General features: G+C 44.9%; 18 protein-coding genes. 6 read left to right on the top strand and 12 right to left on the bottom strand.

The window, feature by feature from the left end:
• The first annotated feature begins 2 nt into the window (after nucleotides 1-2).
• Together B5X68_RS25000 and B5X68_RS25005 are read left to right on the top strand one after the other, a co-directional pair.
• Nucleotides 3-443, top strand: coding sequence for an NUDIX domain-containing protein (locus B5X68_RS25000; protein WP_082217501.1), 441 nt, complete (start codon nucleotides 3-5; stop codon nucleotides 441-443).
• Between the two features lie 88 nt (nucleotides 444-531).
• On the top strand, nucleotides 532-4314 hold the full coding sequence (locus B5X68_RS25005) for an SNF2-related protein (RefSeq protein ID WP_082217502.1): 3783 nt from the start codon (nucleotides 532-534) through the stop codon (nucleotides 4312-4314).
• A gap of 15 nt (nucleotides 4315-4329) precedes the next feature.
• Here B5X68_RS25005 and B5X68_RS25010 read toward each other — a convergent pair whose 3' ends face one another.
• The 6 genes from B5X68_RS25010 to B5X68_RS25035 all read right to left on the bottom strand — a co-directional run bounded on the left by B5X68_RS25010 (nucleotide 4330) and on the right by B5X68_RS25035 (nucleotide 12281).
• Nucleotides 4330-4647, bottom strand: a complete 318-nt coding sequence (locus tag B5X68_RS25010; RefSeq protein WP_082217503.1) for a hypothetical protein — start codon at nucleotides 4645-4647, stop codon at nucleotides 4330-4332.
• Nucleotides 4648-4799: 152 nt separating this feature from the next.
• Nucleotides 4800-5183 carry a RidA family protein gene (locus tag B5X68_RS25015; protein ID WP_082217504.1) on the bottom strand — a complete coding sequence of 128 codons (384 nt, stop codon included), beginning with the start codon at nucleotides 5181-5183 and terminating at the stop codon, nucleotides 4800-4802.
• A 33-nt stretch (nucleotides 5184-5216) separates the two neighbouring features.
• Nucleotides 5217-7367, bottom strand: coding sequence for a DNA helicase RecQ (recQ, locus tag B5X68_RS25020; protein WP_082217505.1), 2151 nt, complete (start codon nucleotides 7365-7367; stop codon nucleotides 5217-5219).
• Nucleotides 7368-7426: 59 nt separating this feature from the next.
• Nucleotides 7427-9550, bottom strand: coding sequence for a helix-hairpin-helix domain-containing protein (locus B5X68_RS25025; protein ID WP_082217506.1), 2124 nt, complete (start codon nucleotides 9548-9550; stop codon nucleotides 7427-7429).
• Nucleotides 9551-9574: 24 nt separating this feature from the next.
• Nucleotides 9575-10438, bottom strand: a complete 864-nt coding sequence (nadC, locus tag B5X68_RS25030) for a carboxylating nicotinate-nucleotide diphosphorylase (RefSeq protein WP_082217507.1) — start codon at nucleotides 10436-10438, stop codon at nucleotides 9575-9577.
• Nucleotides 10439-10496: 58 nt separating this feature from the next.
• Complete coding sequence (locus B5X68_RS25035; protein WP_082217508.1) at nucleotides 10497-12281, bottom strand: hypothetical protein; 1785 nt, start codon at nucleotides 12279-12281, stop codon at nucleotides 10497-10499.
• Nucleotides 12282-12406: 125 nt separating this feature from the next.
• Between B5X68_RS25035 and upp the strand changes: the two genes are divergently transcribed.
• Nucleotides 12407-13051, top strand: a complete 645-nt coding sequence (upp, locus tag B5X68_RS25040; RefSeq protein ID WP_082217509.1) for a uracil phosphoribosyltransferase — start codon at nucleotides 12407-12409, stop codon at nucleotides 13049-13051.
• Nucleotides 13052-13058: 7 nt separating this feature from the next.
• Here the strand turns inward: upp and B5X68_RS25045 are convergent, their stop codons facing one another.
• The gene (locus B5X68_RS25045; protein ID WP_082217510.1) at nucleotides 13059-16139 is read right to left on the bottom strand and encodes a carboxypeptidase-like regulatory domain-containing protein; all 3081 of its coding nucleotides are present in this window, start codon (nucleotides 16137-16139) and stop codon (nucleotides 13059-13061) included.
• A gap of 300 nt (nucleotides 16140-16439) precedes the next feature.
• Between B5X68_RS25045 and B5X68_RS25050 the strand changes: the two genes are divergently transcribed.
• Entirely contained in the window at nucleotides 16440-17507 is a 1068-nt protein-coding gene (locus tag B5X68_RS25050; RefSeq protein ID WP_082217511.1) for a mannose-1-phosphate guanylyltransferase, read from the top strand.
• A gap of 191 nt (nucleotides 17508-17698) precedes the next feature.
• Here B5X68_RS25050 and recF read toward each other — a convergent pair whose 3' ends face one another.
• Nucleotides 17699-18802 carry a DNA replication/repair protein RecF gene (gene recF, locus B5X68_RS25055; RefSeq protein WP_082217512.1) on the bottom strand — a complete coding sequence of 368 codons (1104 nt, stop codon included), beginning with the start codon at nucleotides 18800-18802 and terminating at the stop codon, nucleotides 17699-17701.
• Nucleotides 18803-18929: 127 nt separating this feature from the next.
• On the opposite strand from recF, the gene pdhA reads away from it, so the two are divergent.
• Both pdhA and tatC read left to right on the top strand, forming a co-directional pair.
• Nucleotides 18930-19961: a pyruvate dehydrogenase (acetyl-transferring) E1 component subunit alpha gene (gene pdhA / locus B5X68_RS25060; RefSeq protein WP_082217513.1), complete on the top strand. Its 1032-nt coding sequence runs from the start codon at nucleotides 18930-18932 to the stop codon at nucleotides 19959-19961.
• A gap of 138 nt (nucleotides 19962-20099) precedes the next feature.
• The gene (tatC, locus tag B5X68_RS25065) at nucleotides 20100-20975 is read left to right on the top strand and encodes a twin-arginine translocase subunit TatC (RefSeq protein WP_082217514.1); all 876 of its coding nucleotides are present in this window, start codon (nucleotides 20100-20102) and stop codon (nucleotides 20973-20975) included.
• Between the two features lie 7 nt (nucleotides 20976-20982).
• Here the strand turns inward: tatC and B5X68_RS25070 are convergent, their stop codons facing one another.
• The 4 genes from B5X68_RS25070 to B5X68_RS25085 all read right to left on the bottom strand — a co-directional run bounded on the left by B5X68_RS25070 (nucleotide 20983) and on the right by B5X68_RS25085 (nucleotide 24760).
• Nucleotides 20983-22077, bottom strand: coding sequence for an aminotransferase class I/II-fold pyridoxal phosphate-dependent enzyme (locus B5X68_RS25070; RefSeq protein ID WP_082217515.1), 1095 nt, complete (start codon nucleotides 22075-22077; stop codon nucleotides 20983-20985).
• 20 nt (nucleotides 22078-22097) lie between these two features.
• A complete protein-coding gene (locus B5X68_RS25075) occupies nucleotides 22098-23111 on the bottom strand; it encodes a dipeptide epimerase (protein ID WP_082217516.1) in 1014 nt (337 codons plus the stop codon).
• A gap of 11 nt (nucleotides 23112-23122) precedes the next feature.
• The gene (locus tag B5X68_RS25080) at nucleotides 23123-23998 is read right to left on the bottom strand and encodes an NAD kinase (RefSeq protein ID WP_082217517.1); all 876 of its coding nucleotides are present in this window, start codon (nucleotides 23996-23998) and stop codon (nucleotides 23123-23125) included.
• 90 nt (nucleotides 23999-24088) lie between these two features.
• A complete protein-coding gene (locus tag B5X68_RS25085; RefSeq protein WP_082217518.1) occupies nucleotides 24089-24760 on the bottom strand; it encodes a CBS domain-containing protein in 672 nt (223 codons plus the stop codon).
• Nucleotides 24761-24763 lie beyond the last annotated feature (3 nt).

Consider the following 24763-nt stretch of genomic DNA (forward strand, 5'->3'; position numbering starts at 1 on the left):
AAATGAATGTTCGTCCATCTGCCATTATTTTACAAGATGAGCGCGTGCTCACTTTGCGCTATTGCTATGGAGATCAGGAGGTTTATGCATTGCCGGGAGGCAATCCTGATCCGGGAGAATGCCTTTCACAGGCACTTGCAAGGGAACTTCATGAGGAGTTGGGCGTCCAGGCAGAAGTTAGTAAGATGGCTTTATGCGGTGAAGTGATCTGGCCCGAAGTGAAAAAAGAAACACTTCACATTGTTTTTCTGGCCGCCATCACGGAAGGCGTTCCGGCGCTTAACCCGGTCCACACTTCCGCTTTGGAGATGGTGTGGCTGCCCGTTGCAGAACTGGGCACAAAGCTGTTATATCCGAATGTGGGTGGGCATATCATTGGCATCTGTGAAAAAGCGGCTAATCCCGGTCACGTTGGCGTGATTGACCAGCCTTATATTAAATAGGGGATTTTAGATTTTCCATATATTTTCTCTTCGTTTCTATAAAAGAGAAACATACCGTACTTTTGCATTTTAAATGGCAGCAGGGTAAATGGAAAACGAAAAGAAGGAGAAATTATCCAACTTCTTATTAAGACGGACGGAGAAGGATGTATTGTCAAGAGGGCGTTCCATTTATAGCAGCGGGGGATTAAAGGTTTCCAAGCTCGACTATAACGGTCCGGGTAATGCCGAATTTAAGGTCAAGAGCGACTATTCTATTCAATTTTACCAAATATATATCCGGGATTTTCTTACGCCGCAGATCACCACCGAGTGTTCCTGCCCGGATAAAAACGGCCTTTGCAAGCACCGCGTGGCCGGAATTCTGTATATTCTGGATAAAATGCCGACCATTAAGCAGGTTGTTCATGAAATGAGCAGCACGGTGATTGAGTTAGGTGAAATCAAAGAACTTCAACTGAGAAATCTTGTTCTGGAAGACACCTGGAAAAACAGGGAATCAATCCAGAATGTAACAATAGTTTCAGCCAAAGAAGGTGAGGCACAATGCATTGTGCGTGAAAATAACGAGGATTTTACCGTCGATTTTCAGCGTATTAAAAGCACCAAGCAGGTTCACACCTCATGCACTTGTAACCAGCAACTTTGGGTTCCGTTATGTCAGCACAAACTGGCGGCATTGCTCAAACTGCGGGAAGAACTGGGCGAACGCGCATTTGAAGTAATGCGTGACCTGACCGTTGAAAAAAATAACCTGTTAGCCGAATATGGCTATTCTCTTGAAGACGACATTAAGGGAAAGTTTGAGTTCAAGCTGGACGAGGACGGAGGGTTATATCTGATCAAAGCCGACCCTGCGCTGCAGAAAGTAGGCCCCTACCAGGATTGGCAAACTTTAAGAGACCGCATATTGCCCGCCCAGAGTGTTTCTTTCAGCGTTTCGCCGGATAGCCAGCAGGAGGATGAGGACCGGATCTCGATTTTCGTTTTTTGGCCAAAAGGAAAAAATCACTTGCTGGACATTGGTTTCGGCGTTTTTTCGGTCAAATACAGCTCCAAATCAGAAAAAATTACGAATATCCGGAACATTGCCGGCGGTTCCAGCCACTATTATTCTGCCGATGAAATACCCGTTTTAACGGATGCGGACGCACGGCTTGTGCGCATAGCGAAGCATTGGGAAGAAGGTTTACAGAAATTCATTCGTAAACAAGGCTGGGCCTATAATGCTTATCTGCATTTTGATGACGTGAGTTCGGAGCAGCGATATGAAGCCAGAAATTATGTTGGCAAGCATTTGAACAGGATCTTTAACGACCTGGATGCAGAGCGCGTTTATCTCGCCGACGGCGATTATGTGACGAGCAATAACCAACTCACACAACTTGAACTGCACCGTGAACCGGTTAAACTTTTCTTCGTTCTCACGGAGGACAAGGAGTTTATAACATTAAATCCATATGTAGAATTAACGGCCGGAAGCCCATTGGAACTGCAAAAAGTCGTTTCGCTGGATAGTTTTTGGCTGGGCATTCATAATGATAAGACACTTTTCCGCTGGGCAGGCATCAGCGAGGCCGAAATGGTCGCGTATCTTGGCCAGACAGGATATAAAATTCGGGTCAAGAAGGAGTTTTCGGAGGAATTTTTACGCGACTGGATCATTCCGGTTGCCGAGCAGTTTGACGTAATTTTCCAGACACGTCATGAAGTGCTTTCACGTCCGCTTACATTCAGTAAGCCAAGGATTTATCTGAAAGAGGACGATGCTAACCTCCTCATTGTTCCCAATTTTGTTTACCAGGACGAAAATGAGGAAGGCTCCGAAGTAACATTCATGCACGACCAGCGACGAAGCAAAACGGGCTTTGAAGACAATAAAATCACCATGCTGGAACGCGACCTTCCTGCCGAAAACGCAGTTTGGGAGTGGGTGAAATCGCTCAATCCGGCTTTTGCAAATCAAACCGGGCAACCATTCTTCTATGTTCCTTTGGACCAGGTGATGAAAGGCGGATGGCTTTTCAGCTTTGTGGAGGCGATTGGCAAGAAGAAATATGAACTTTTGGGTTTCAAAGACCTGAAAAAAATGCGCTTCAATCCGAACCGGGGAACTGTAAAAGTGAATGCTTCTTCGGGCATCGACTGGTTTGACATGACAGTGGAAATCACTTTCGGAGACCAGAAGATATCGCTGGCTGATGCGAAAAAAGCATTGCTGAAAAAACAGAACTATGTGCAGTTACAAGATGGTTCGCTGGGTGTTCTGCCTGACGAATGGATCAGTAAGCTGGAACCATTACTGCAATTTGGCCGTGTGAACGGTGAAAAAATACATTTGTCAAAAATCCATTTTTCGTTAATAGACGAACTTGTTTCGGAGACGGATAATGAAGAAGTGTTTCGGGAGCTTTACGAGAAAAAGCAAAAACTGCTCAATTTCAAGCAAATTCCGAATGTGGCTTTGCCCGAAAATGTGAATGCGACATTAAGGCAGTATCAGGAAGAAGGTTATAAATGGATTCATTTTCTGGATGAATTCGGTTGGGGCGGTTGTTTGGCAGATGACATGGGTTTAGGAAAAACCCTTCAAATGTTAACTTTTCTGCAGCAGCAGAAAAACCTGAACCCGCAACATACGAACCTTGTCGTAGTTCCTACCACATTGATTTTCAACTGGCAAGCGGAAGCGGCCAAATTTACACCTGACCTCAGCCTTTACGTCCACCGGGGAATGGCGCGCAGGAAAGACATTGATTTTTTCCGCGAATATGACATTATCCTCACCACTTACGGCACCATGCGCAGTGACGTGGAGTTGCTTCGTAAATTCGATTTCAACTACATTGTTCTGGATGAAGCGCAGGCTATAAAAAACCCGGATTCGCTGACTTCAAAGGCTTCAAGGCTGCTCCATGCGAAGAATCGTCTGACGATGACTGGAACGCCGGTTGAGAACAATACATTTGATCTGTATTCTCAATTTGAATTCCTGAATCCGGGGATGCTGGGACATGCAGACTTTTTCCGTAGCGAATACGCCACGCCGATCGACAAATATCAGGATAAAGAAAAAGCGGCGGAATTGCGCAAACTGGTTTACCCTTTTATGTTAAAACGGACAAAGGAGGAAGTTGCGACGGATTTGCCGGACAAAACAGAAACCATACTGTTCTGTGAAATGGGACAGAAACAACGCAAAGTTTACGACACATTCCGGGAAAAATACAGACTTGAAATTGCTGAAAAATTAGCCACAGAAGGTTTGAATAAGAGCAGTTTCCTTATCCTGGAAGCATTGTTGAAGCTGCGTCAAATTTGCGATTCACCTTCCATATTGTCTGGCGACGAGGATTTTGGTAACGAATCAGCCAAACTGGAAGAGATTATAAGAGAAATTGAGGAGAATGCTTCAAATCATAAAATTTTGATTTTCAGCCAGTTCTTAGGGATGTTGGACTTGATTCGTCAACATCTTGAAAAGGTTAACATTCCCTATGAATACCTGGATGGACAAACTGTGGACCGGGCTGGTCGTGTGAACCGTTTTCAAAATGATCAGACTTGCCGCGTGTTCCTGATGAGCCTTAAAGCAGGTGGCGTAGGGCTTAACCTTACCGAAGCGGATTATGTGTATCTCGTAGATCCATGGTGGAACCCTGCAGTAGAAAGACAAGCCATCGACCGGACGCACAGGATCGGGCAGACGCGCAAAGTGTTTGCTTATAAAATGATTTGTAAGGATACGATTGAAGAGAAAATCCTTTTGCTTCAGCAACGGAAGCAAGATTTGGCGGAAGACCTGGTAGGAGGAGAATCAGGCTTTATCAAAAAACTAAGTCAGGAAGACATTATGGGGCTTTTCAGCTAAGCTCCCATAACGTCTTTAATTATTAAGCATTTTCGTTCCCGACGAAATATTAAGCAAGCTGTTGTTCATTAATTTCACTGAGCTCACTGATTGCGACGAACTGTCTAACGAAGCGAAATCAAATAAATCTGTTTTAGACAGAATAGTGACTTCGTCTGTCCCATTCGTTTTCAAATTTTCTTGATTTACTAATTCGCCACTTCTGTTTATTGAGGGAATATGGTACATTTTGTCCACATTCCCACCCGTCATTGTCTTATAGCGCGCTTCTTTCTGTAATACACAAAGCCCTAGTAAAAAGGTGGCGATGAGCAACGTATGTTTATTTTTCATAAATAAGATGTCTATTTTTTACGGGTCCTTATCAGACAACTACAACACAAAGAGCAATTTCCGCTCCAGATGGTTGTAACCGTTAAAAAATTATTTAAGTACAAAAAAGCCCGTATCACTTTGTTTAGGCCTTTTTTAACTTTTCTAATATGCTACTGAACTATCGCAGTGAATTCTATTTCAATTAAATATTCCGGAGCAACAAGTTTGCTGATCTCGTAAATACTCGTGGTTGGCTTGATATCCTTAAAATAAGTGCCGTGGGCCCTCGCTATATCATCAAATAAGCTCACATCCGTTGTAAACATACGTGTCCGGACAACATCACTTAAACCAGCTCCGGCTTCCTGCAAAACTTTTTCAATTCTTTCAATAATATTATTAGTTTGGGCAAAAGCATCGTCGGCCTTCACTTTTTCTCCGTCTACGATTGCCACGGTGCCGGCTACTTCTATAATGTTGCCAATGCGAACCGCCCGGCAGTATCCCATTTTGTCTTCCCAAGGAGAACCTGATAGTATATTTTGTCTTGACATGGCGTTATTGTTATATAGATGTAAATATAAAGCTTAATTTCGTGTTTCCTCGAAAAGTGCAAGTGCGAGCCGGATCTGCCCGTAGTCAAATTGTTCATTAAGAAGCTCAAAAAGTGGTTTCAACGGATCATTCTTTCCCACCTGAATTTCTAATGCAGCTTGTGTAATGGTGTTATAAGCTTGATTATCAATGAGTCCTTTCAAATCAATATCGTGGCCGTCTTCTTTTAGCTTTATCAAATGAGAAATAATAGTAACTGTGCTGAGATCACGTTTTTCTGCAATTATTTTTAAAGAGTAACCTTCTTTATACAAATCCAGCGTTTCAACATAAGTCATTCCTTTTACCACGCGGGTCCCCGGCTTCGTATTTTCTCGGGCAAACGAAAGAATTTCGTTGATGAAAGTTTCGCCATATCTGCGGAATTTCTCTGCACCTATCCCGGAAACCGCTTTCATTTGTGCCTCGGATATTGGCTTTTTCTGCGCCATTTCGGAAAGTGTTGCATCGCTGAAAACCACATAAGGCGGGACTCCGAGCGCGTCGGCCATTTGTTTTCTTAAAATGCGCAGCCGCTCAAATAATGCATCACGGATAATTTCCTGTTTTGGTTTTTCTTTTGGAACAAGTTCTTCTTCTTTCGCTTTTCGCTCAGAAATTGGAATAAATTTCACGAGTTCAACTTTTCGTTCGCCTTTTAAAACTTGCTTACTGACCGGATTTAGTTTAAATGAATGTGCTTCGTCATAAGCAATGTCCATCACGCCGGAGTTTAGCAGCTGGCCGATGTATTCCGCCCATTCCTCTCCGCGAAGCTCATTGCCTACGCCAAAAGTAGGAAGCCGGTCATAGCCATGTTGTAAAATGTTACGGTTCCGGCTGCCCCTCAGAATATCGATTAGCATCCCCATTGCGATTTTTTGATCCGTTCTGGCGATGCCGGAAAGTGCTTTTTGGGCGATGACAGTGGCATCAAACCGGGTTCTTGGGTTCCGGCAAACGTCGCAGTTTCCACAATCGTAATCAACGGCTTCATTGAAATAGCTCAGCAAAATGCGCCGCCGGCAAATGTCCGCTTCCGCATATTGCTTCATCCGGTTCAGCTTGGCGTGCAAAAGCTCCTTTTGCTCAGCCGACTGGTCCGAATTATTGATCATATCCTGCCTGGTAATAATGTCCAGAAAGCTGTAAAACAGCACAGTGTCCGAAGCAGAACCGTCACGCCCGGCCCGGCCAATTTCCTGGTAGAAGCTCTCTACATTAGAAGGCAGATTGTAATGGATTACCCAGCGCACATTGGATTTATCGATCCCCATTCCGAAGGCAATAGTAGCCACAATCACCTGAATGTCATCTTTCAGAAACTGCTCCTGCACGCGCGAACGCTTATCCGGTGCTAAGCCTGCATGATAATATTCAGCTTTAAAGCCAGCATTTTTCAGGCTGGCGGCCACCGTTTCAGTTCCTTTTCGGCTCAGACAGTAAATAATGCCCGCTTGCCCTTCGTGTTTTTTCAAAAATTCCTGAATCTGCTGCATGCGCTTCCTGCCGGGAAGCACGCTCAGGTTCAGGTTTGGCCTGTCGAAGCTGGCGATGAATGTTTCGGCGGATTCAATGTTCAACTGTTTCAGGATATCGCGCCGCGTTACCCTGTCTGCTGTTGCGGTTAATGCGATTACGGGAATGTCCGGGAAGCGCATTTTCAATGTATTCAGCTGGCGATATTCCGGGCGGAAATCGTGGCCCCAGGAAGAAATACAGTGGGATTCGTCTACTGCAAACAACTTTACGTTCCACTCCCGCAAAAACTCAAATGTATTTCCCGAAAAAAGGCGCTCGGGAGCGATATATAGCAACTTCAACTCTCCTACCTTGGCTTGCCACATCACGCTATCCTGCTCAGCGCCAGACAATGAGGAGTTTAAAAATGCAGCATTAACACCATTTCCACGCAGCGCTTCCACCTGATCTTTCATCAGTGCGATCAGTGGTGAAATGACGACAGTCAGGCCATCTTTTAATATGGCGGGGATTTGAAAGCAAACGGATTTTCCGCCTCCGGTTGGCATAAGCACGAGGCAATCTTTGCCTGCCATAACGGTGTCAATAATTTCGGCTTGCTGCGGTCGGAAAGAGTCGTAACCAAAATATTTTTTTAGTGCTTCTAGTTTGTTGTCTTGCATTGGATCTTGAAAAAGAGGTCAAATTTTGGGATTAATTATGGGCATTCAAAAACATTTAATTAAAACTGATACATTACCTGGGCCTTTAACTCGCTCCGTTTGTCACCTTGAATTTCATTAAGGCCGGAACTGATTTTATCCAGATTCGCATAGCGCGTTTGCGACCACCTGAGCCACAGCTTCATATTTTTTGAAACCGCATAACGGGCCATGAGATAATGCCTGGTGCCGGCGTCGTAATAGGCCGGAATGGAGAAGGCGTAAAGCATATCTTTTTCGTAGACATATTGGCGGCTGTCGTAATCATCGGTTTTGAAATAGGCCACACGCGCACTCAGTTCCAGCTTGGGAAATTGCCAGCTCACATCCTGCAACACAGTAAAACCGTTTGATTTTGAGATTTTTAAATAAGCCAGGTTCCCGCTTTGCAAACGTGTTTTCAGCGAAAAGCGAAGTGGCTTTTCATATTCCACATTGATTGTGGCCGTTTTGCGAATTGTCGAAACAAGCGCTTCGTCACTCTCGTCGGCCGGCGCATTGCGCTGCTTTTTCTTTTGATGATATAAGGCATAGGCGTTGAAGCGCTTGTTTGGTTTCCAGAGAACATGGAAATAATAATCATAGCCTTTCGAAGGCGCATCCACCAGATATTTCAGCCAGGGAAATTTGAAATAATCATAATAAGCGCTCATCTTCCAACGCCGGTTTGGCGCATAACGAATGCCCGCATAACCGCCCGTTTCATTGATCGGCCGCGTAGCTTCAGCAATGGCATTTCCGTAAAATGTATGAAAATCGCGATCGTAATGTCGTCCTAATAAGCTCAGATCAAACTTTTTACCCAGTGCAGCAATCGAGCCTGCGATAGCGCCAAAACCTCCGCTTTTTGAGCGCGCCACTTCTCCGAAAAAGTGAACATTCTGCCATCGGTAATCGCCGTGTAAACCGACAGCCAAATTGTGTTTTCCTGAAAATTCATAGCGATTGTAAGCTGCGGTCCGCTTTTGTAATTTGACGTTATAGCTTGTATTCAGCAATGTTAGGCCTAGCTGTCCAGCCTTGGAAGGCAGCTTAAAGAGTAAATGTGTGCCGATATTTTGTTCCAAAAGATTATTATGCTTGTCGCGCTCGCTGGCTGTACGATGGTAACCGGTTATGGGCAATGAGCTGGCAATGTGGTCATTATCGTATTTAGCCTCATTAATGGTTGCGTCGCGTTTGGCACGAGAATAAAATGTAGTGAGCTCAAAATGCTTTGACAATGACAAAGTCGCTGCGGCTCCTCGGAAAAAGTTGGATTCTAATACAGATGTGTAAGGCTTCAGACCTAATGTGCTTCTGTATGTGGAGCTTATGACTTCTGCGCCTTTGCCTAGCGAGAATCCTGCTGCCATGACAAGTCCTTGGCCGGCCTGCATTTGATAATCACCAACGATCAGGTTTTTAATTTTACCCTGGTTCATGATTTGGGTATGAAAAGAAGAGAAATCTGAACCAAAGATCTGTCGTTTTCCATTCCAGTTCCACCATGCTTCACCCGCATCTTTTTCCATAGCGAAGCCATAACTGTATACCCCAGCGCGAGAATTTCTGTATTTCACATAGCCATAAAGTGGTTTTCCATGATATCGCGAAGACGCAGAGCCGGAATCGGCGGGTAGGAAGCCTTTTTGTTTTTCCAATAATTTACCCGAGCGAACAATCAGAAAATGTTGTGAAGGATTTTTCACCGACTCGACAATGGATAATGTGCGCAGATGGACCGTTACAAATGGCAGTAACCGATAAATCGTAGCCAAATCAAAGTCAGGAATGGCTTGTAATTCGTAAAGGGAAATAAGCGAACCGAGCTGTTCACGATATTTGAAGAAGGAATTCAGCTGGGTTTCCGAAAGAAGCATTAACGCTGCCAGCTCGTCGAGGGTTGCTTTATTAATGTCCAGTGGATCAGCATATAATGCAAAAAGCGATTCGTATAATTCGCTGTAATCGGCTTCTTCGGAAGGGTCGGCGATCAGGTTTTGAATGAAGGGATCAATGTCAATTTCCCTGCGAGGCGGCTCCTGGGCGGAAAGATTTTTTGCATTAAATAAGAAAATGAGCGCAAGCACGACACAAGGTAGAACCGTCCTATCCGGAATTTTCAAGTTAAAAGCGTATGTTAATATATTTCGTTTAATCATACGCTTTTCGGTTTTAGTGAAAGGTTAGAAGGCTTTTAAACTTAAATCCAGACTCCTTGCCTGGTGTGTTAATGCACCGCTGGAAATTCCGTCAATCCCGGTTTCTGCAACAGCACGCAATGTTTTTTCCGTAATATTCCCCGACGCTTCCGTTTCATACCGTCCGCCAATGCGTTTTACGGCCTCGCGCAAGTCGTCGAGCGAAAAATTGTCCAGCATGATAATGTCGACCTTTCCCACACGCAGCACTTCGTCGACTTCTTCCAGATTTCTGGTCTCAATTTCTATTTTAAGGTTCTTTCCAATTTTTTCGCGGTAAGCACTCGCCCTCAAAATGGCCGGTTCAATGCCGCCTGCATAGTCCACATGATTATCTTTCAGCATAATCATGTCGTACAGGCCCATTCTGTGATTTACCGCGCCGCCGATTTTTACCGCCAGTTTTTCAAAAACCCGAAAATTGGGTGTCGTTTTTCTTGTATCGAGCAGCTTTACTGGTAAATCCTTGATCAAATCTGTCATCTGGCGGGCGTAGGTTGCAATGCCGCTCATGCGCTGCATTGTGTTGAGAACCAGCCGTTCAGCTTTGAGAATCAATCTTGCATTCCCTTCAACCGTAAATACCACATCCTTGCTTTTGACGTAAGTTCCGTCAAGAAGTAACACATTTATTTTTAGGGGGGGATAATTATATGCAGCGGCGGTCTCATCAAAAATGATCTGGGCAACTTCAACGCCCGCCAAAATTCCTTCCTGCTTTACCAGCAATTGTGCGCGTTTGGTCGCATTCTCGGGCACACAGGAAAGGGAAGAATGATCGCCGTCTCCAATATCTTCCAGCAAAGCAAGGCGGATCAGATCGCGAAGTTCATGGGGGTTGGTTTCCATATTACGTATGGTTTTTGATAAAATTTATCGGTGTAAAAATAAAGGAAGTAGTTGATTACTAGTAAGCCTGCTGGCGGAAAGCCATATTATAGCGCAGTGCCAGAGACCAAACCGTTGATTTGGCGGCTATTGATTCGTCGGGAGAATTAATTCTTCGTTTGAGAAAACGGCCGTCGATAAAAAGATTATGAGCCAGTGAATAGCTTGCCCGCAAGTCTGTGTAAGCAGTGGATGCTTTGATGCCCTGGCCGATTTTTTGGTTCAACTCACCGTCACGGTCCACATTCCGGTTTTCGTAGCTTTTGGTAATGTCGCCCCCGAAGCTCATATTTTCATTATTACTCGGATCGCGGCCTTGATTGGCCATCATGATCGTCCCATAAAAAGACAGACGCGAAGTGGCCTTATAGCGGATTATGCCCAGATACTCGCGGAAATTGGCGCCCAACGGATGGGTTAATGACTGTCCATAATGCACGTAATTCCGGCCGCCGTCTTTGTGAGAGTATGTGTAAGGCCGCACTACGTTATATTCTGCCTGCAAATCCAGGTTAGGCACGCCAAATGCATCCACATATTTCCCGCCAAGCTGAAAACTATATTTATTGGTCCAGGAACCGCTTCCGTTGAAAAGATATTTTGTCAAAAATTCGTCCAATACAAATTGACTGTAAATAGAAGCTTTATTAGCAACCAGCCAGCGAAAATCAAAACCAAGAAGGGCATTATCCTGGCTTCCGAGATAGGACTCTACATAACGGTAGAAGATGATCGGGTTCAGATAATTCAGGTCATAACCTCCGCCCACAGAATCGCGGTTGAAAACCTCTGCCTCAAATACGCCAATGTTGATGCGGTCTGTAAGGTTCACACTCAAATGGTGAATGGCAGCGAATTTTTTACTTCTCAAAAAGTCTGTGAAAGCATCTTTACTTGCATTGACCATGCTCGTGTAAAGATTTGTGTAATGAAATTTACCAAGCTGCGTATCAAGCCTCAGGAACAAATATGGACTGCTGTTGTCTGATAAAATCAAGGATCGGTAACCGCTCCCGAAAACATTGTGATCGTGCCCAAACTTAACATTAATGCTCTTTAAGGGTCTGAATGTAATGTAGCCTCTTGCCGTCAGAAAGTCGGTTCCCCGGTTCCGCGTTACTTTGGCAAGACCTTCGCCGGGGAAGCTGAATTTTTGCTTGAAATCATCGACATAGCGCGGGTAACGGCCCTGGCTATCTGTAACATATGTATAAAATCCAAGTTTCTCATTGATCATCCCCCGGATCTCAACGCCCCGGCTTGTTCCCCATATTTGGGATGGTGTCGAATCGATGCGTGTGCCGAAATTTAGGCCGTAACTGTTATCGCCGCCTATGAAATTTGTGGTGGTAAAATTAAAATGCAAGTCGAAATCTTCGTTGTGAATGCTGTAAAGGTCGGCGGGATGATTGAAAAACTTGCGTTTTTTACCGGGGGGCGGATCTTTAAAAAGACCTAATCTGGCCATCTTGTCATATTTCAGCGAATCCGTGGCGATCATTCCTCTTGTCCATTCCCAACTATCCTCCCTCAAATAATCAATTGTTTCCCAATCCCTGTCCGTAAGATTTATCGTTCCTTCCTTTAATATGGAATCGGTTAAGGCAACCACAGCTTTACGCTCAAAGGGCTTAACATTGGAATGAAAACCTTCTGTGAACTTGCCCCTTTTGATCTCTAAACGATCAATTAAATGATAATAATCGTCATTAAAAGGAACAAACGAACTTTGTGCATGTACGTATGACAGGGATAGCAGAGATAAAATCAATATTTTGAAAAGCCGGATAATTCCTTGATCCATAGGCAAAAAAAATCTACTGTTCACACAATTCACCGTTTGCGGATGATTTTTCAAATAACTCTTCCAAATTACGTCAATGAATTTGTATTATCTTGCATGGAGTAGTTTAAAAAACTGTCCGAACTATGTTTTTACTTTCCCAAAAACCTTCTATCGCCGATCATTATCTGGCCGAATTGCGTGACGTAAATTTGCAGAAAGACCGGATGCGTTTTCGCAAAAATCTGGAACGGATAGGAGAGTTGCTGGCCTACGAACTTTCCAAAACGCTGACATTTAAAACAGAGAAAGTAGAGACGCCATTGGGACAAGCGTCTTCGCGAACATTGCTCCAACCTGTCGTTTTAGCCACGATTTTGCGTGCCGGGCTTCCTTTGCACGAGGGGTTTTTAAATATGTTTGATAAGGCCGATAATGCATTTATCGGCGCTTACCGCGGTCATCATATCAATGCTGAGGAAGAATTTGAGGTGGAAATGGACTACATTACCAGCCCGGATTTGACTGGGAAAATATTAATTTTGATTGATCCTATGCTGGCAACGGGGCGTTCCATGGAGAAGGTTTACCATGCCTTGCTCCGGTTCGGAATCCCAGCACAAACGCACATTGCATCCGTGATTGCAAGCCCCGAAGGCGTCGATTATCTTCAAAAACGCATTCCGCACTGCCGGTTATGGCTAGGCGCCGTGGATCAGAAACTCAATGAGCACTGGTACATTGTGCCCGGACTTGGCGATGCGGGCGATCTGGCTTACGGCGAAAAGTAAGCCAGCTTTAGTTCAGCAATTCATCAAATGTGATGGACACATAATAAGTTGAGCCCACATTCGGACTTCCGTAAGCCTGTATATAAGACTTGCCGAATAGATTGGTTCCGGCCAGTTTGATAATTGATTTCAATGCATTGACCTTGTAACTTACCTGCGCATCAAGCACGCTCACAGACGGCACACGCGTGTTGGAGAAAACCGGAACATCCGTCGTTGTGGGCAAAACGAAACTTGATTCCCACAAAAAGGCTTGCTGATATTTGTAGGCAATGTTAAATCCAACGGAATTGTTACTGGTAATTCTTCTGCCAAAAGAGAGGTTGTAGCGATATTTTGGCGTGTTGAACTGCGAATACTGCACTTCCGGCGACGGTTTGAAATCATTCAGCTCATTGTTGGCGACATTTCCGGCCACATTAAATCCTTTTGGCAATGCATAAGTCAGCCCTACTGCAAATCCGCGTGTAGTAATGGTCTCTGTTGTGTTCACTGTTCTTGCGTAACCATTGAAATTTCCAACGCCAATGCCGGATTCGATCGGCAAACCGGGAGCAGCTGCGGCCGTCGGCACGACGATCACTGTTCCGCCTATGAAATTTTTGTATTTGCTAATGTAGTAATAGGCATCAATAAAGAGTTTTTTTGCTATAACAGCTTTATAACCAATTTCATAAGAAGCAATGCGCTCTGGTTTTAGTTTTACCGGCTTGTATTTAGGCAGTTTTTCCAGTGCATAAGCCTTGGCCAGATTAGGCACCAAACCTGGAACCTGCGCAGCTAGGATTCCCGGAAGCTGAGCAGCCAGAACGCCCGGCAGCGCCTGGTTCACGCCCGCTGTAATCGCTGCCTGGATAGCACCTGGTGCATTTGGGATAGTTCCGGAAGCGACACCCTGGTTTACAGCCGTTGTTACTTGTGCGGTTACAGCTGCGGTAATGGCAGTGGTGGCTTGCTGAGTTACGGCCGCTTTCGCATAATTTGTGGCATTTTGTACAATGCTCGGATCGCCTGCAATCACTTGCATAATAGCGTCTTCTGATAAATTTTGTCTTAAAATCCCGCTGGAGAGATTATATCTGGAATCGAATTCAGGCAAGCCGCCGATCAATGTTCCGGATGGCGTTCTGAGATCAATGTATTGGTTTTGTGTGGTTGGGATGCGGAAACCGGTTTGGTAGGATAGGCGAATGTTGTGTTCGCCAAATGTGGTCACTGCCGAGATTCTGGGTGTAAATTGTCCGTCGAAATTTTCGTTTTTGTCATAACGAATTGAACCGGTTAATTTCAAATGATCACTTAAAATCGTTTTTCCGGCCTGTAAAAATGCCCCATATTCCGAAATCGGGATTTTGCCATCACGGCCCTCTTTGGTGTCAGCAAATAAAGTCCCTGCGGATCTCAGCTCGTAAAGCCGATAATTTGCGCCAGCCAGCAGCTCTACGAATTTGACCTGATTTTTGAAATTATAAAATCCTTCAATGTGATACAGATTGGTTTTATCTGCAAAACCGCCTCCACCATTCACAATCGCCAGATTTCTGTATTTATCCAATAACTGGTCATAGGCAGCAGTTCCGGGCATAGGCATGCCTTTGTCCGCCACGCCGCGTGCCGCCAAATGCGCCTGATCTTCGGGCATTCCTGCGCCCCGGGCGGTTGCAAATGCACCCACATATTCGCCAAACCACGTAGCATGAGGCTTGAAATCATTGAGCATTGAAACGGCGGCAAGCCCCGCTAGATAGGACTTTCCTGAACGCTCCTGGGTTGTATACGCCCGAACAGTAAAATTGTCGGCTTTCAGTTCGAGCTTGGCTTGGGTAAGGTTGAAGTTACGCAGGGAATACCGGCCTGTTCCGGTGTAAACCGTTGTTCCGTAGCCATAATTAACCTGGGCAATGGCTTCAATTTTCTCATTGATCCGGTAATGAACTGCCGCATTGGCTTTGAAACTTTTGGTATTATAATCGACAATGTCCTTTTCCTGGTAACCCGTGCGACTCACGAATGTGTTAGGAACAAGTGCCACAGCAGCTTGGGGAATCAGACCATTGGCAGCCAATGTACCGGCAACGGCATTAATGTTGGTTTGAACCTCATCTCCGTAAACATTCACGCCGTCATAATCATTGTCCGTTCCCGCGCCGCGCCTTGGATCGGACGCCCCGCCAACATTCAGGTTGTTGTAATTAGTTGCTTCCCAGTCCTTTGCAGTAATGTAAGATAAGTTGACCTTGAATGCCACTTTATTATTGAATGCCTTTGCATAGCGAATGGTGCCGTCGATAAATGGGGTTGTTGCTTTGGATCGGTTCGACTCGTGCATCACACCCGATTTCACATTAGCGCTTAATCCCTGATATAAAAACGGACTTTTGCTGTTCATGAGAATCAGGCCATTGATTGCATTAGGTCCGTAAAGGGCAGAAGCGGCGCCTGGCAAAACCTCCACATTCTCAACGTCCAGTTCGGACATGCCGATGATGTTGTCCAAAGGGAAATTCAAGCCGGGAGCCTGATTATCCATTCCGTCGATCATTTGAACGGTTCGCGGATTACCCGTGCTGCCAAAGCCGCGCATATTAACGGATTTAAACAAAACACCCTGCGTAGTCATATCTATGCCTTTCAGGTTTGCCAATGCATCGTAAAAGTTGGCCGAAGGCGTTTCCCTGATATTCCGGATGTCCATTTTCTCGATCGCAACGGGCGATTTCATCACGCTTTCTTCCACTCTGGAAGCCGAAACAATTATTTCCTGGCCAAGAACAACTTGTTCCGCCAGCTTAATGTCAAGTTTGGACATCCCACCTGATACCGATATCTCCTGGGTTTGAAAGCCTACCGAGGAAACAATCAATACGAAAGGCGGGTTGGATGTTGTGGTGAGGTTGAAAGTTCCTTTATTATCTGTGATGGTTCCAATTACTTTCCCTTTGACCTGAATGCTCACACCGGCAAGCGGTTCGGCGGTTGTAGATTCTGTGACCTGACCTTCAATTGTAATCTGTGCATTTGCCGTGAAAAACAGCATTAGCAGCGGAATCAGAGGTGATATTTTTAAAATGGTAGAGAATTTTTTCATGGTTTTTAATGGGTTGATGTTGTCTAAGCAAGTTAAAATAATAATGCATTATCGCATAGCATTATTATACTATTTTTTCTTTAAATCATTTCAAAATTATACTTTATTATCATTTTTACGGCGTAAACAAGGTGATTGCAGGGCTTCCGCATTCTCAGGTTATATTTTTGATTTTATACTTCAAAATGTGCCCTAACGCTAATTATTGGCACATTGATTGATTGTCATTGGTCATAAGTGCGCGTTTATAGTTAGCTTTGGGTAGTTTTCATAGTGTGGATAATAAATTTACCTTTCACAATGCAGGATTCTTATGTTATTATAATGGCCGGTGGAGTTGGTACGAGGTTTTGGCCTTTCAGCAGAACGGACTTTCCTAAACAGTTTCACGATGTGTTGGGAACCGGTAAAACACTTTTGCAGCAGACAGTTGAGCGCTTCGACGGCGTGTGCCCCATCGAAAATATTTATATTGTTACAAGCCAGGAATATAAGGACATTGTTAAGGAACAGGTTCCGGCGTTAACGGACGATCAGATCCTTCTGGAGCCGAACCGGCGTAATACGGCGCCTTGCATTGCATATGCGTGCTATAAGATCGCTGCCAAAAATCCGAACGCGAATGTGGTTGTTGCTCCTGCGGACCATATCATTTTAAAGGAAGAGAATTTCCGGGATACTATCAATATTGCTTTGGGCGCAACGCGTAACGAAGACATTTTGGTGACGCTGGGCATTCAGCCAAGCCGCCCGGACACGGGATATGGCTACATTCAATACATTCCCGACAAGCTTACGGTTAAAAAGGTAAAGTCGTTCACAGAGAAACCGCATCTTGAATTAGCGCTGCAATTTCTGGACAGCGGCGATTTTGTCTGGAATGCGGGGATTTTTGTTTGGAATGTAAATGCATTCAAAAAAGCATTGAAATCGTTTCAACCCAATATTGCCGAGATTTTTGAAGGCGGAGACAGTCATTATTACCTGGAAACAGAAGATACATTTGTTCAAAGGGCATATCAGCATTGCGGCAGCATTTCCATAGATAACGGGATTATGGAAAAAGCGAATAACGTTCACGTGGTGTTGAGTAACTTCGGCTGGTCCGATCTCGGAACCTGGAAATCACTTTACGAAGTCTCCGAAAAAGACGCAAATCTGAACGTTACGGACGGCAATCTGATACTGCATAACACAACAAATTCCATCATTAAAACGCCAAAGGATAAACTGGTCGTTGTCAATGGCCTCGACGGCTTCATCGTGGCAGAGTACGACGGCGTTTTGCTCATCTGCAAAAAAGAGGACGAGCAGAAAGTGAAGGAGTTTGTCGCCGAGGCAAAGGAGCTGGATGTGAAGTATGTTTAACCGTTAATAAGAATACAATCCCAGCGGGATAAAATATTGGTAGCCGCATCGCGGTTAAATGCATTAATACAAAAGTAAATCCCGGAGGGATGTAACGACATGCACGCCGTTACATCCCTCCGGGATTTACTTTTTGCGAATTGACCGTTTGCTACCAATGTGGCATCGCTCCGCGATTTTGATATAGCGCCTTAAATAGAATCGACCCGGATTTTCTCAATCTCAAAAAACCGCACATCCGCCTTCACATTCTCTAAGATCTTCTGGGAGCGTTCGGGCCGGGCGTCGGTGATGAAGACCTGGCCTAGGAAGCCGGTGTCGATTAATTCGATGAGTTTTTGGATGCGGCGGTCGTCGAGTTTATCGAAAATATCGTCCAGCAAGAGGATGGGCGTTTTTTCTTTTTCTTCTTTTAATAATTCAAACTGTGCCAGCTTTAATGCGATCAAAAAAGACTTTTGCTGGCCTTGAGAGCCGAATTTTTTGAGCGTAACTCCGTCAATTTCAAATGTGTATTCATCTTTATGAATGCCTTTTCCAGTCCGCTGTGCGTGTAAGTCGCGGGCGCGGTTCTTACGGAATTCTGCTGCGAAGTTTTCACTTGCGACCTCGCTTTCGTAAATCACTTCCACTTGCTCGTGGCCGCTGCTGAGAAACTCATAGCTTTTGAGAAACAGTGGCACAAACCGGCTCATGAATGTGCTGCGGTGATTGTAAATGCGTTGTGAAAGGATGATCAGCGGCTCATTGTAAGTTTCCAACAAGTCTTCGTCCACATAATTGCGCTCTGCAAAAAGCTTCAAAAGACCATTTCGCTGGCTTAGTATCTTATTATATTGGAGAAAATCGGTGAGATAGCCGGGAGCGGCCTGCGCGAGAACGCCATCAAAGAACCGTCTGCGCTCCTCACTGCCGTCGCGGATCAAATCTGTGTCATTCGGTGCGATCAAAACCAGTGGAAAAAGACCAATGTGATCGCTTAGCCGGTCATAGTTCTTTTTGTCGGCCATGAAAATCTTGCGCTGGCCTCGCTGCATGCTGCAGGTGATCTGTGTATTGCGATTGGAATCTTTGAATATACCGTCCAAAACAAAGAAATCAGCCGTATGCCGTATTCCAAGCGCATCCTGATTATGGAAGGCGCTTTTGGTAAGACTGAGAAAATAAATGGCGTCCAGGAGGTTCGTTTTTCCACTCCCATTCTCCCCAACCAGACAATTTACATGTTCCCCAAAGGTGAAGGCTTTCTCTTCATAGCTTTTAAAGTATGTAAGATGGAGCTTTTCTAGCCACATGAACTTCTTTGTTATTTAGTTTATGCTTATTTTCGCAAATCATATGCGTGAGTACGGCAAAAACAGACTCTGTTCAAACCTCAAACTTTAAGACAAAGTTCTGTCTTTATAAACGAGAACCAAATACATGGCCACCGTTACTGAAAAAAAGAAAAAATCAGACCCAAAGAAGTTACAGCATCCGAAAGAACAGTACATGTTCTGGTTCGAGAATATGCTTTTACAGCGTCGTTTTGAAGAAAAAGCCGGCCAGTTATACGGTCAGCAAAAAATCAGAGGATTTTGTCACTTGTACATTGGCCAGGAAGCTTGTTCTTCCGGAGCCGTTACAGCGCTTAAAGAAGGCGACAAGTACATTACTGCTTACCGCGACCACGGCATTCCGCTAGCATTAGGGACTTCTCCGAATGCGATTATGGCTGAGCTTTACGGAAAAAAAACAGGGACTACCAAAGGAAAAGGCGGTTCGATGCACATTTTCGATAAAGAAAAAGGCTTTGTAGGTGGTCATGGAATCGTTGGTGCGCAAATCCCTTTGGGAGCAGGAATCGCTTTTGCTGAGAAATATAACAAAACCGGAAATATCTGCATTTGCTATTTCGGCGATGGTGCAATTCGTCAGGGTGCATTTCACGAAGCATTGAACATGGCTATGAGCTGGAAATTGCCTGTTATTTTCGTTGTTGAAAACAACGGATATGCGATGGGAACTTCGGTAGCAAGGTCTTCCAATGTGACGGAGCTTTACACATTAGGTGAGGCATACGATATCCCATCTGAGCCTGTGGACGGAATGAGCGTTGAGGCGATTCATGAAGCGGTAGGCAGAGCTGCCGAGCGCGCCAGAAGCGGTGAAGGACCTACATTCCTGGAATTCAGGACTTACCGTTACAGAGGCCACTCAATGTCAGATCCTCAGAAATATCGTTCGAAGGAAGAAGTTGAAGAGTACAAACACCGCGATCCGATTGAGCAGATCCGTGCGGTAATTTTGGAAAACAAGCTTGCTTCGGAGGAAGATTTGGAAAACCTCGACAAAAAAGTAAAAGACATTGTTGCCGAATCTGTTCAGTTTGCAGAAGAATCGGAATTCCCGGATCCGAAAGAGGCCTACACCGATGTTTATGTAGAGAATGACTATCCTTTTGTAATGGATTAATCAAACATATCAGGAATTTAAAAAAACCCGTCGGATCATTTCGACGGGTTTTTTAAGTAAATTCGGCTTTTCACAAACATAGAACAATCTCGTTTTTGTTTTTTTACGTAGATAGAATTTTAGTTATAATATAATAATATGCCCTTGGATCAGGAATTTGATAGCGAAGAAGAGGAAACCGGCAAAGAGATGTCATTTATCGGGCATCTGGAAGAGTTAAGATGGCATGTTATTCGAGCGGGTGGATCCATTCTTGTTTTCGCAATTCTGGCTTTTGTTTACATCAAAGAAATATATCATTATGTGATCATAGCGCCTTCACAGCCTGATTTCTGGACTTACCGGATGCTGTGTAAGCTTGCAGATAAAGTCCAGTATGATGAGCTGTGTATCAAAGCGTTAAACTTTAAGTTGCAGGCAATCGGAGTGGGAGACCAGTTCACTATGAGTATGACGTCTGCCGTTATTGCCGGACTTGTGTTTGCGTTTCCTTACGCTTTCTGGGAAGTCTGGCGGTTTATAAAGCCTGGATTGAAACCATCTGAGCGACAGTCGGCGAGGGGCGCGGTATTTTATGTAACATTCCTGTTTTTCTCCGGCGTTTTCTTTGGTTACTACATTGTAACTCCGTTGGCAATCAACTTTTTAGCAAACTTTACATTAGATCCTTCGATCATTAATGAATTCAGTTTGTCCTCCTACATTTCATTGGTTGCAACATTGACACTCGCGTGCGGGATTGCGTTTCAGCTTCCTATTGTAGTTTATGTTTTGGCAAAAGTCGGTGTGCTTACACCAGCATTCATGCGCGAATACAGAAAACACGCCATGATCGTAATCCTGATCGTAGCAGCTGTAATCACGCCTTCGCCTGATATTTACAGCCAGGTAATCGTGGCAATTCCCTTGTTCCTGCTTTATGAATTGAGTATTTTGGTTGCAGGAAAAGTGGAGAGAGAAAAGATAGCGGAAGAAAAAGCTTTGGCTAATTCGACTGGTGGCTCAGATATCTGAGAATGAATCAAAAAATAAATCCATTACAGACCTCAGCCAATCGGTTGAGGTCTTCTTTTTGGTGAAGTGCGCTGATTGCCAGCCTGGTAATGGCGGAATCATCGGGGCTGGGATAGGAGAAGCAGGAGGCCATGATCTGCCGGGATAGCAAATGGTCGAAAAGTAGCGCATTCTGGCTGCAAAAGACGGGATAGCCAGAAACATTGCCGAACATATCGTGCACCTTTAATTCTTGATTGAAATAATCAATGTTAGCGGCAAGCATCTTCTGCACTTTTGTATAATGATCTGTTTCCAGAAGCTTTGAAAGCGCAAAAATATAACCAGGCGAAGGCGGGGATGCTCCCGCGAACCAGGGATTGTAACGAAGCAAGTCATACGTGGCTTTTTCACAGGCTATAACGCCAGCAGGAATGCCTAATGCTTTGTTTAAGGAAGACACCAAGATCACATGGGCTTTACCCAGTTCATTAATTGACCGATAAATGCTTTTTCCGGCGTTCTTGTAAACCCCTAATGTGTGCGACTCATCCACAACTATCCAGATATTGCCCGCTGCCGGTAAATTGGCGAAAATAGAAAAGTCGAACGCTTCAACCATCGGAGAGCCGATTCCGTCTGTGCAAATGACGTGCGCCATGTTTTGGTGGCATCGACTTATACTATCAATGGTCTGTTTTGCCCAATCAATCCAAGGGTTGGTAGAAATATTAAGGTCTTTTCCCCAAACAGCCGGGTGTGCTTTGGGAGCATAGTGATAGCAAATTGTGGAGACCAACGGATCGGCGTGCACAATTTCTTCAATGCGCTTCATGACGAGCTGGCCCGCCCACATCCCCGAGGATACCAATAGCGAGGCGGGTGAGCCAATCCAATCCGCCAGGCGAGATTCTGCTTCTTCGTAAACATCAAGCCGTAAACTGTTGTTTCTCGAAGCTCCAAAGTGCAATCCATACCGATCCAGACCTTCATTTAAAAACCTACGAAAGATTTCGTCGTGTCCCATGCCGAGGTAGTCTGTCCCGCTAAACCAAAGATATTCTTTGCCTTCGCTAGTGCGCACAGTCCGGCCGGGAAGATGATTGGTTTGGAAGGTTTTCAATTTAAATGAGGATCAGAAAGTCAAACATTCAGAACTGCACCGGAGCCATTGCGGTCAGGGAAAATGATTTTTCCATAATCAAAAGTTACCCCGGAAGCAGGATCGTTCGTGATCAGTAGTGCGCCATCCATATCCACGTAATCGAGTAATGGCAGGAAATGTGCAATGGACGAAATACCAACGCTTGTCTCTGTCATACAGCCGATCATTGTTTTCATTCCGAGGCTCTTAGCCTCAGTGATCATTCGTTTTGCAGCGGTGGGGCCACCACATTTAGTAAGCTTTATATTAATGCCATGAAAAAGACCGATGCAGGAATTTACGTCACTTTCAACAATGCAGCTCTCGTCGGCAATGACAGGTAGCACGCTTTCCGCGAAAACTTTTTTCATTCCTTCAATGTCATTTGCGGCAAGAGGCTGCTCGATAAATTCAACTCCCAGCTTCTTCAATTCGGGAGCAAAAGCAATAGTCTGCCCGGCTGTCCAGGCACAATTTGCATCTACCCGAAATACCGCATCGGTGTGTTTACGCAATTCTGAAACTATACGAAGGTCTTCGTTGGTGCCCAATTTGATCTTGTAAATCGGCCATGGAAGCTCCTTCATTTTAGACACCATTGTTTCGACTGTATCAATGCCTATTGTGAAGTTGGTGAGCGGAATATTGTCTATATCCAGCCCCCAACTTTCGTACAGCTTCTGTTTTTTCTTTTTAGAAAAAAAATCGTGGGCAGCTTCGTCTAATGCACATTGCGCAAATGGATTGGATTTTAAAGCAGGATGCACAAGATCCCAAAGTTCTTCGGCGCTTTGATAGGCTCCGGTTTCAATGCCCTCCTTTGCCGCTTCAAGCGAGCTGATCATATTTTCGATCGTAATGCCGTAATAAGGATTGCTCGTTGCTTCGCCTAGTCCGCTCAATTCGCCATCACGAAGCTCGACAATCAATGTTGGCTGCACGTCGCGGGAATCGTGTGCAATGGTGAATGTATGCCTGAGTTGCAGGTCAAATGTGTGAAAGATAAGTTGCATCCGTGATGATGTTAATTCCGCATATCCAATCCCCAGGATAATTTATTCCGTAATGTATTCAAGAAACTGTCGTCACGCATTTTTATTAATCGTGCGATAAAGCCGGCTTTTCTAACGGTCAGCAAAGTGTTTTCATCAACCACTCTTGACCTCGCATCTAACGACACCAGAAAGTTATTGCTGCGGCTTTTCACTTCAAGCCTGATAACTGCATTATCTTCCACAACCAGCGGCCTGACATTCAAGTTATGCGGGCTGATAGGCGTGATGATAAAGTTTTGGGAATGTGGAACTAGCACAGGTCCGCCGCAGCTGAGCGAATAACCCGTGGAGCCAGTTGGTGTGGAAATGATCAGACCGTCGGCCCAGTAGGAGTTCAGGAATTCATCATTGAGATAAGTGTGAACGGTGATCATCGACGAGGTGTCAGTTTTTGTGATCGTGAAATCATTCAAACCGAAATTCTGGCCATCGAATAGATCGATGTTAGATTCTATTTCAACGAGCGTCCTTTCATCGATTCTGTATTGGCTGCTTTCCAGCGCCTGGATCATATCAGTGATTCTTTCGGGCGGAACAGTTGCCAGAAAACCTAACCGGCCTACGTTGATGCCAATCGCGGGGATTTGCCGTCTTCCTACGTGTGAGATGGTTTCGAGCAATGTTCCGTCGCCACCCATGCTCACGATGAGACGTGCGTCAAAAACTTCGTCGGGTTTTTCGTATACAAGCTCGGAGTAGTGCGTGATCCCGTTCTGATCCAGAAAAGTCCGAAAGGGTTTGGAGAGCTGGACTTCAACTTTCCGGCGCGACAGCTCATTGAACATGTTTTCAATGAACGGGCGGGCGGACTCATTAAAGTTGCGTCCGTGAATTGCTATTTTCATGGAAGAAAAAGTAGATCATCTTGTTTCTTCCGAAAGATACGCGCAAATATGCCGATTCAAAACAGCGGCGTGAGAAGTAATGTGAAGTAATCAGGTGGCAAGATATCTCAAAAGCATATCCAAACGCTCCTGATCAACACTTTCGATAGGGTCGTTGGCATGCGCTTCCTCAATCTCATAACCGAACCGCTCGAGTGTAGCGATGATAGGCGTAATGTGCGTCCGGTTAAGTTTTAATGTAAGCCGGGCTTCGTTCAGCGGATTGTAACTTTCCCCTGATGAATAATAGCTGCTCAGGACTTTGGTTCCGTTGGATTCGATCAAACGGCTGATTTCGGAAAGCGAATAGCTGCGTTCGGCAATTTTAAGCACAATAACGGCCCCTTTTTCCTGCACACCCAGCTCGTTTACGAAATGTTCGATCAGATCGTTAACCAGAATGCTTCCGGCAAAGCTGCGGTCATCATGCAAAACAGGGATGATCTGCAATCCAAACTGATTGACAAGCCGCAAAAGCTCGTACGGATGCTGGTCTTCGCCGGCGAAAATATCTTTGTGCTGGATAATGATCTTCGCCAGGGGATCCGAATTATCGGCTACATCAAAAAGGATGTCTTCGGATACAATTCCTTGATAAAGTCCCGAATCTGCCACTACAAGCTGTTTAACACTGAATTCGTCCATCCAATCCAATGCTGTACTCACCGAATCGGTCAGTTTCAGAACAGGGATCATGGGATTTATCAGGGTAGCAGCAAGCATATT

Source organism: Dyadobacter psychrophilus (assembly GCF_900167945.1).
GTDB classification, from domain to species: Bacteria; Bacteroidota; Bacteroidia; order Cytophagales; family Spirosomataceae; genus Dyadobacter; species Dyadobacter psychrophilus.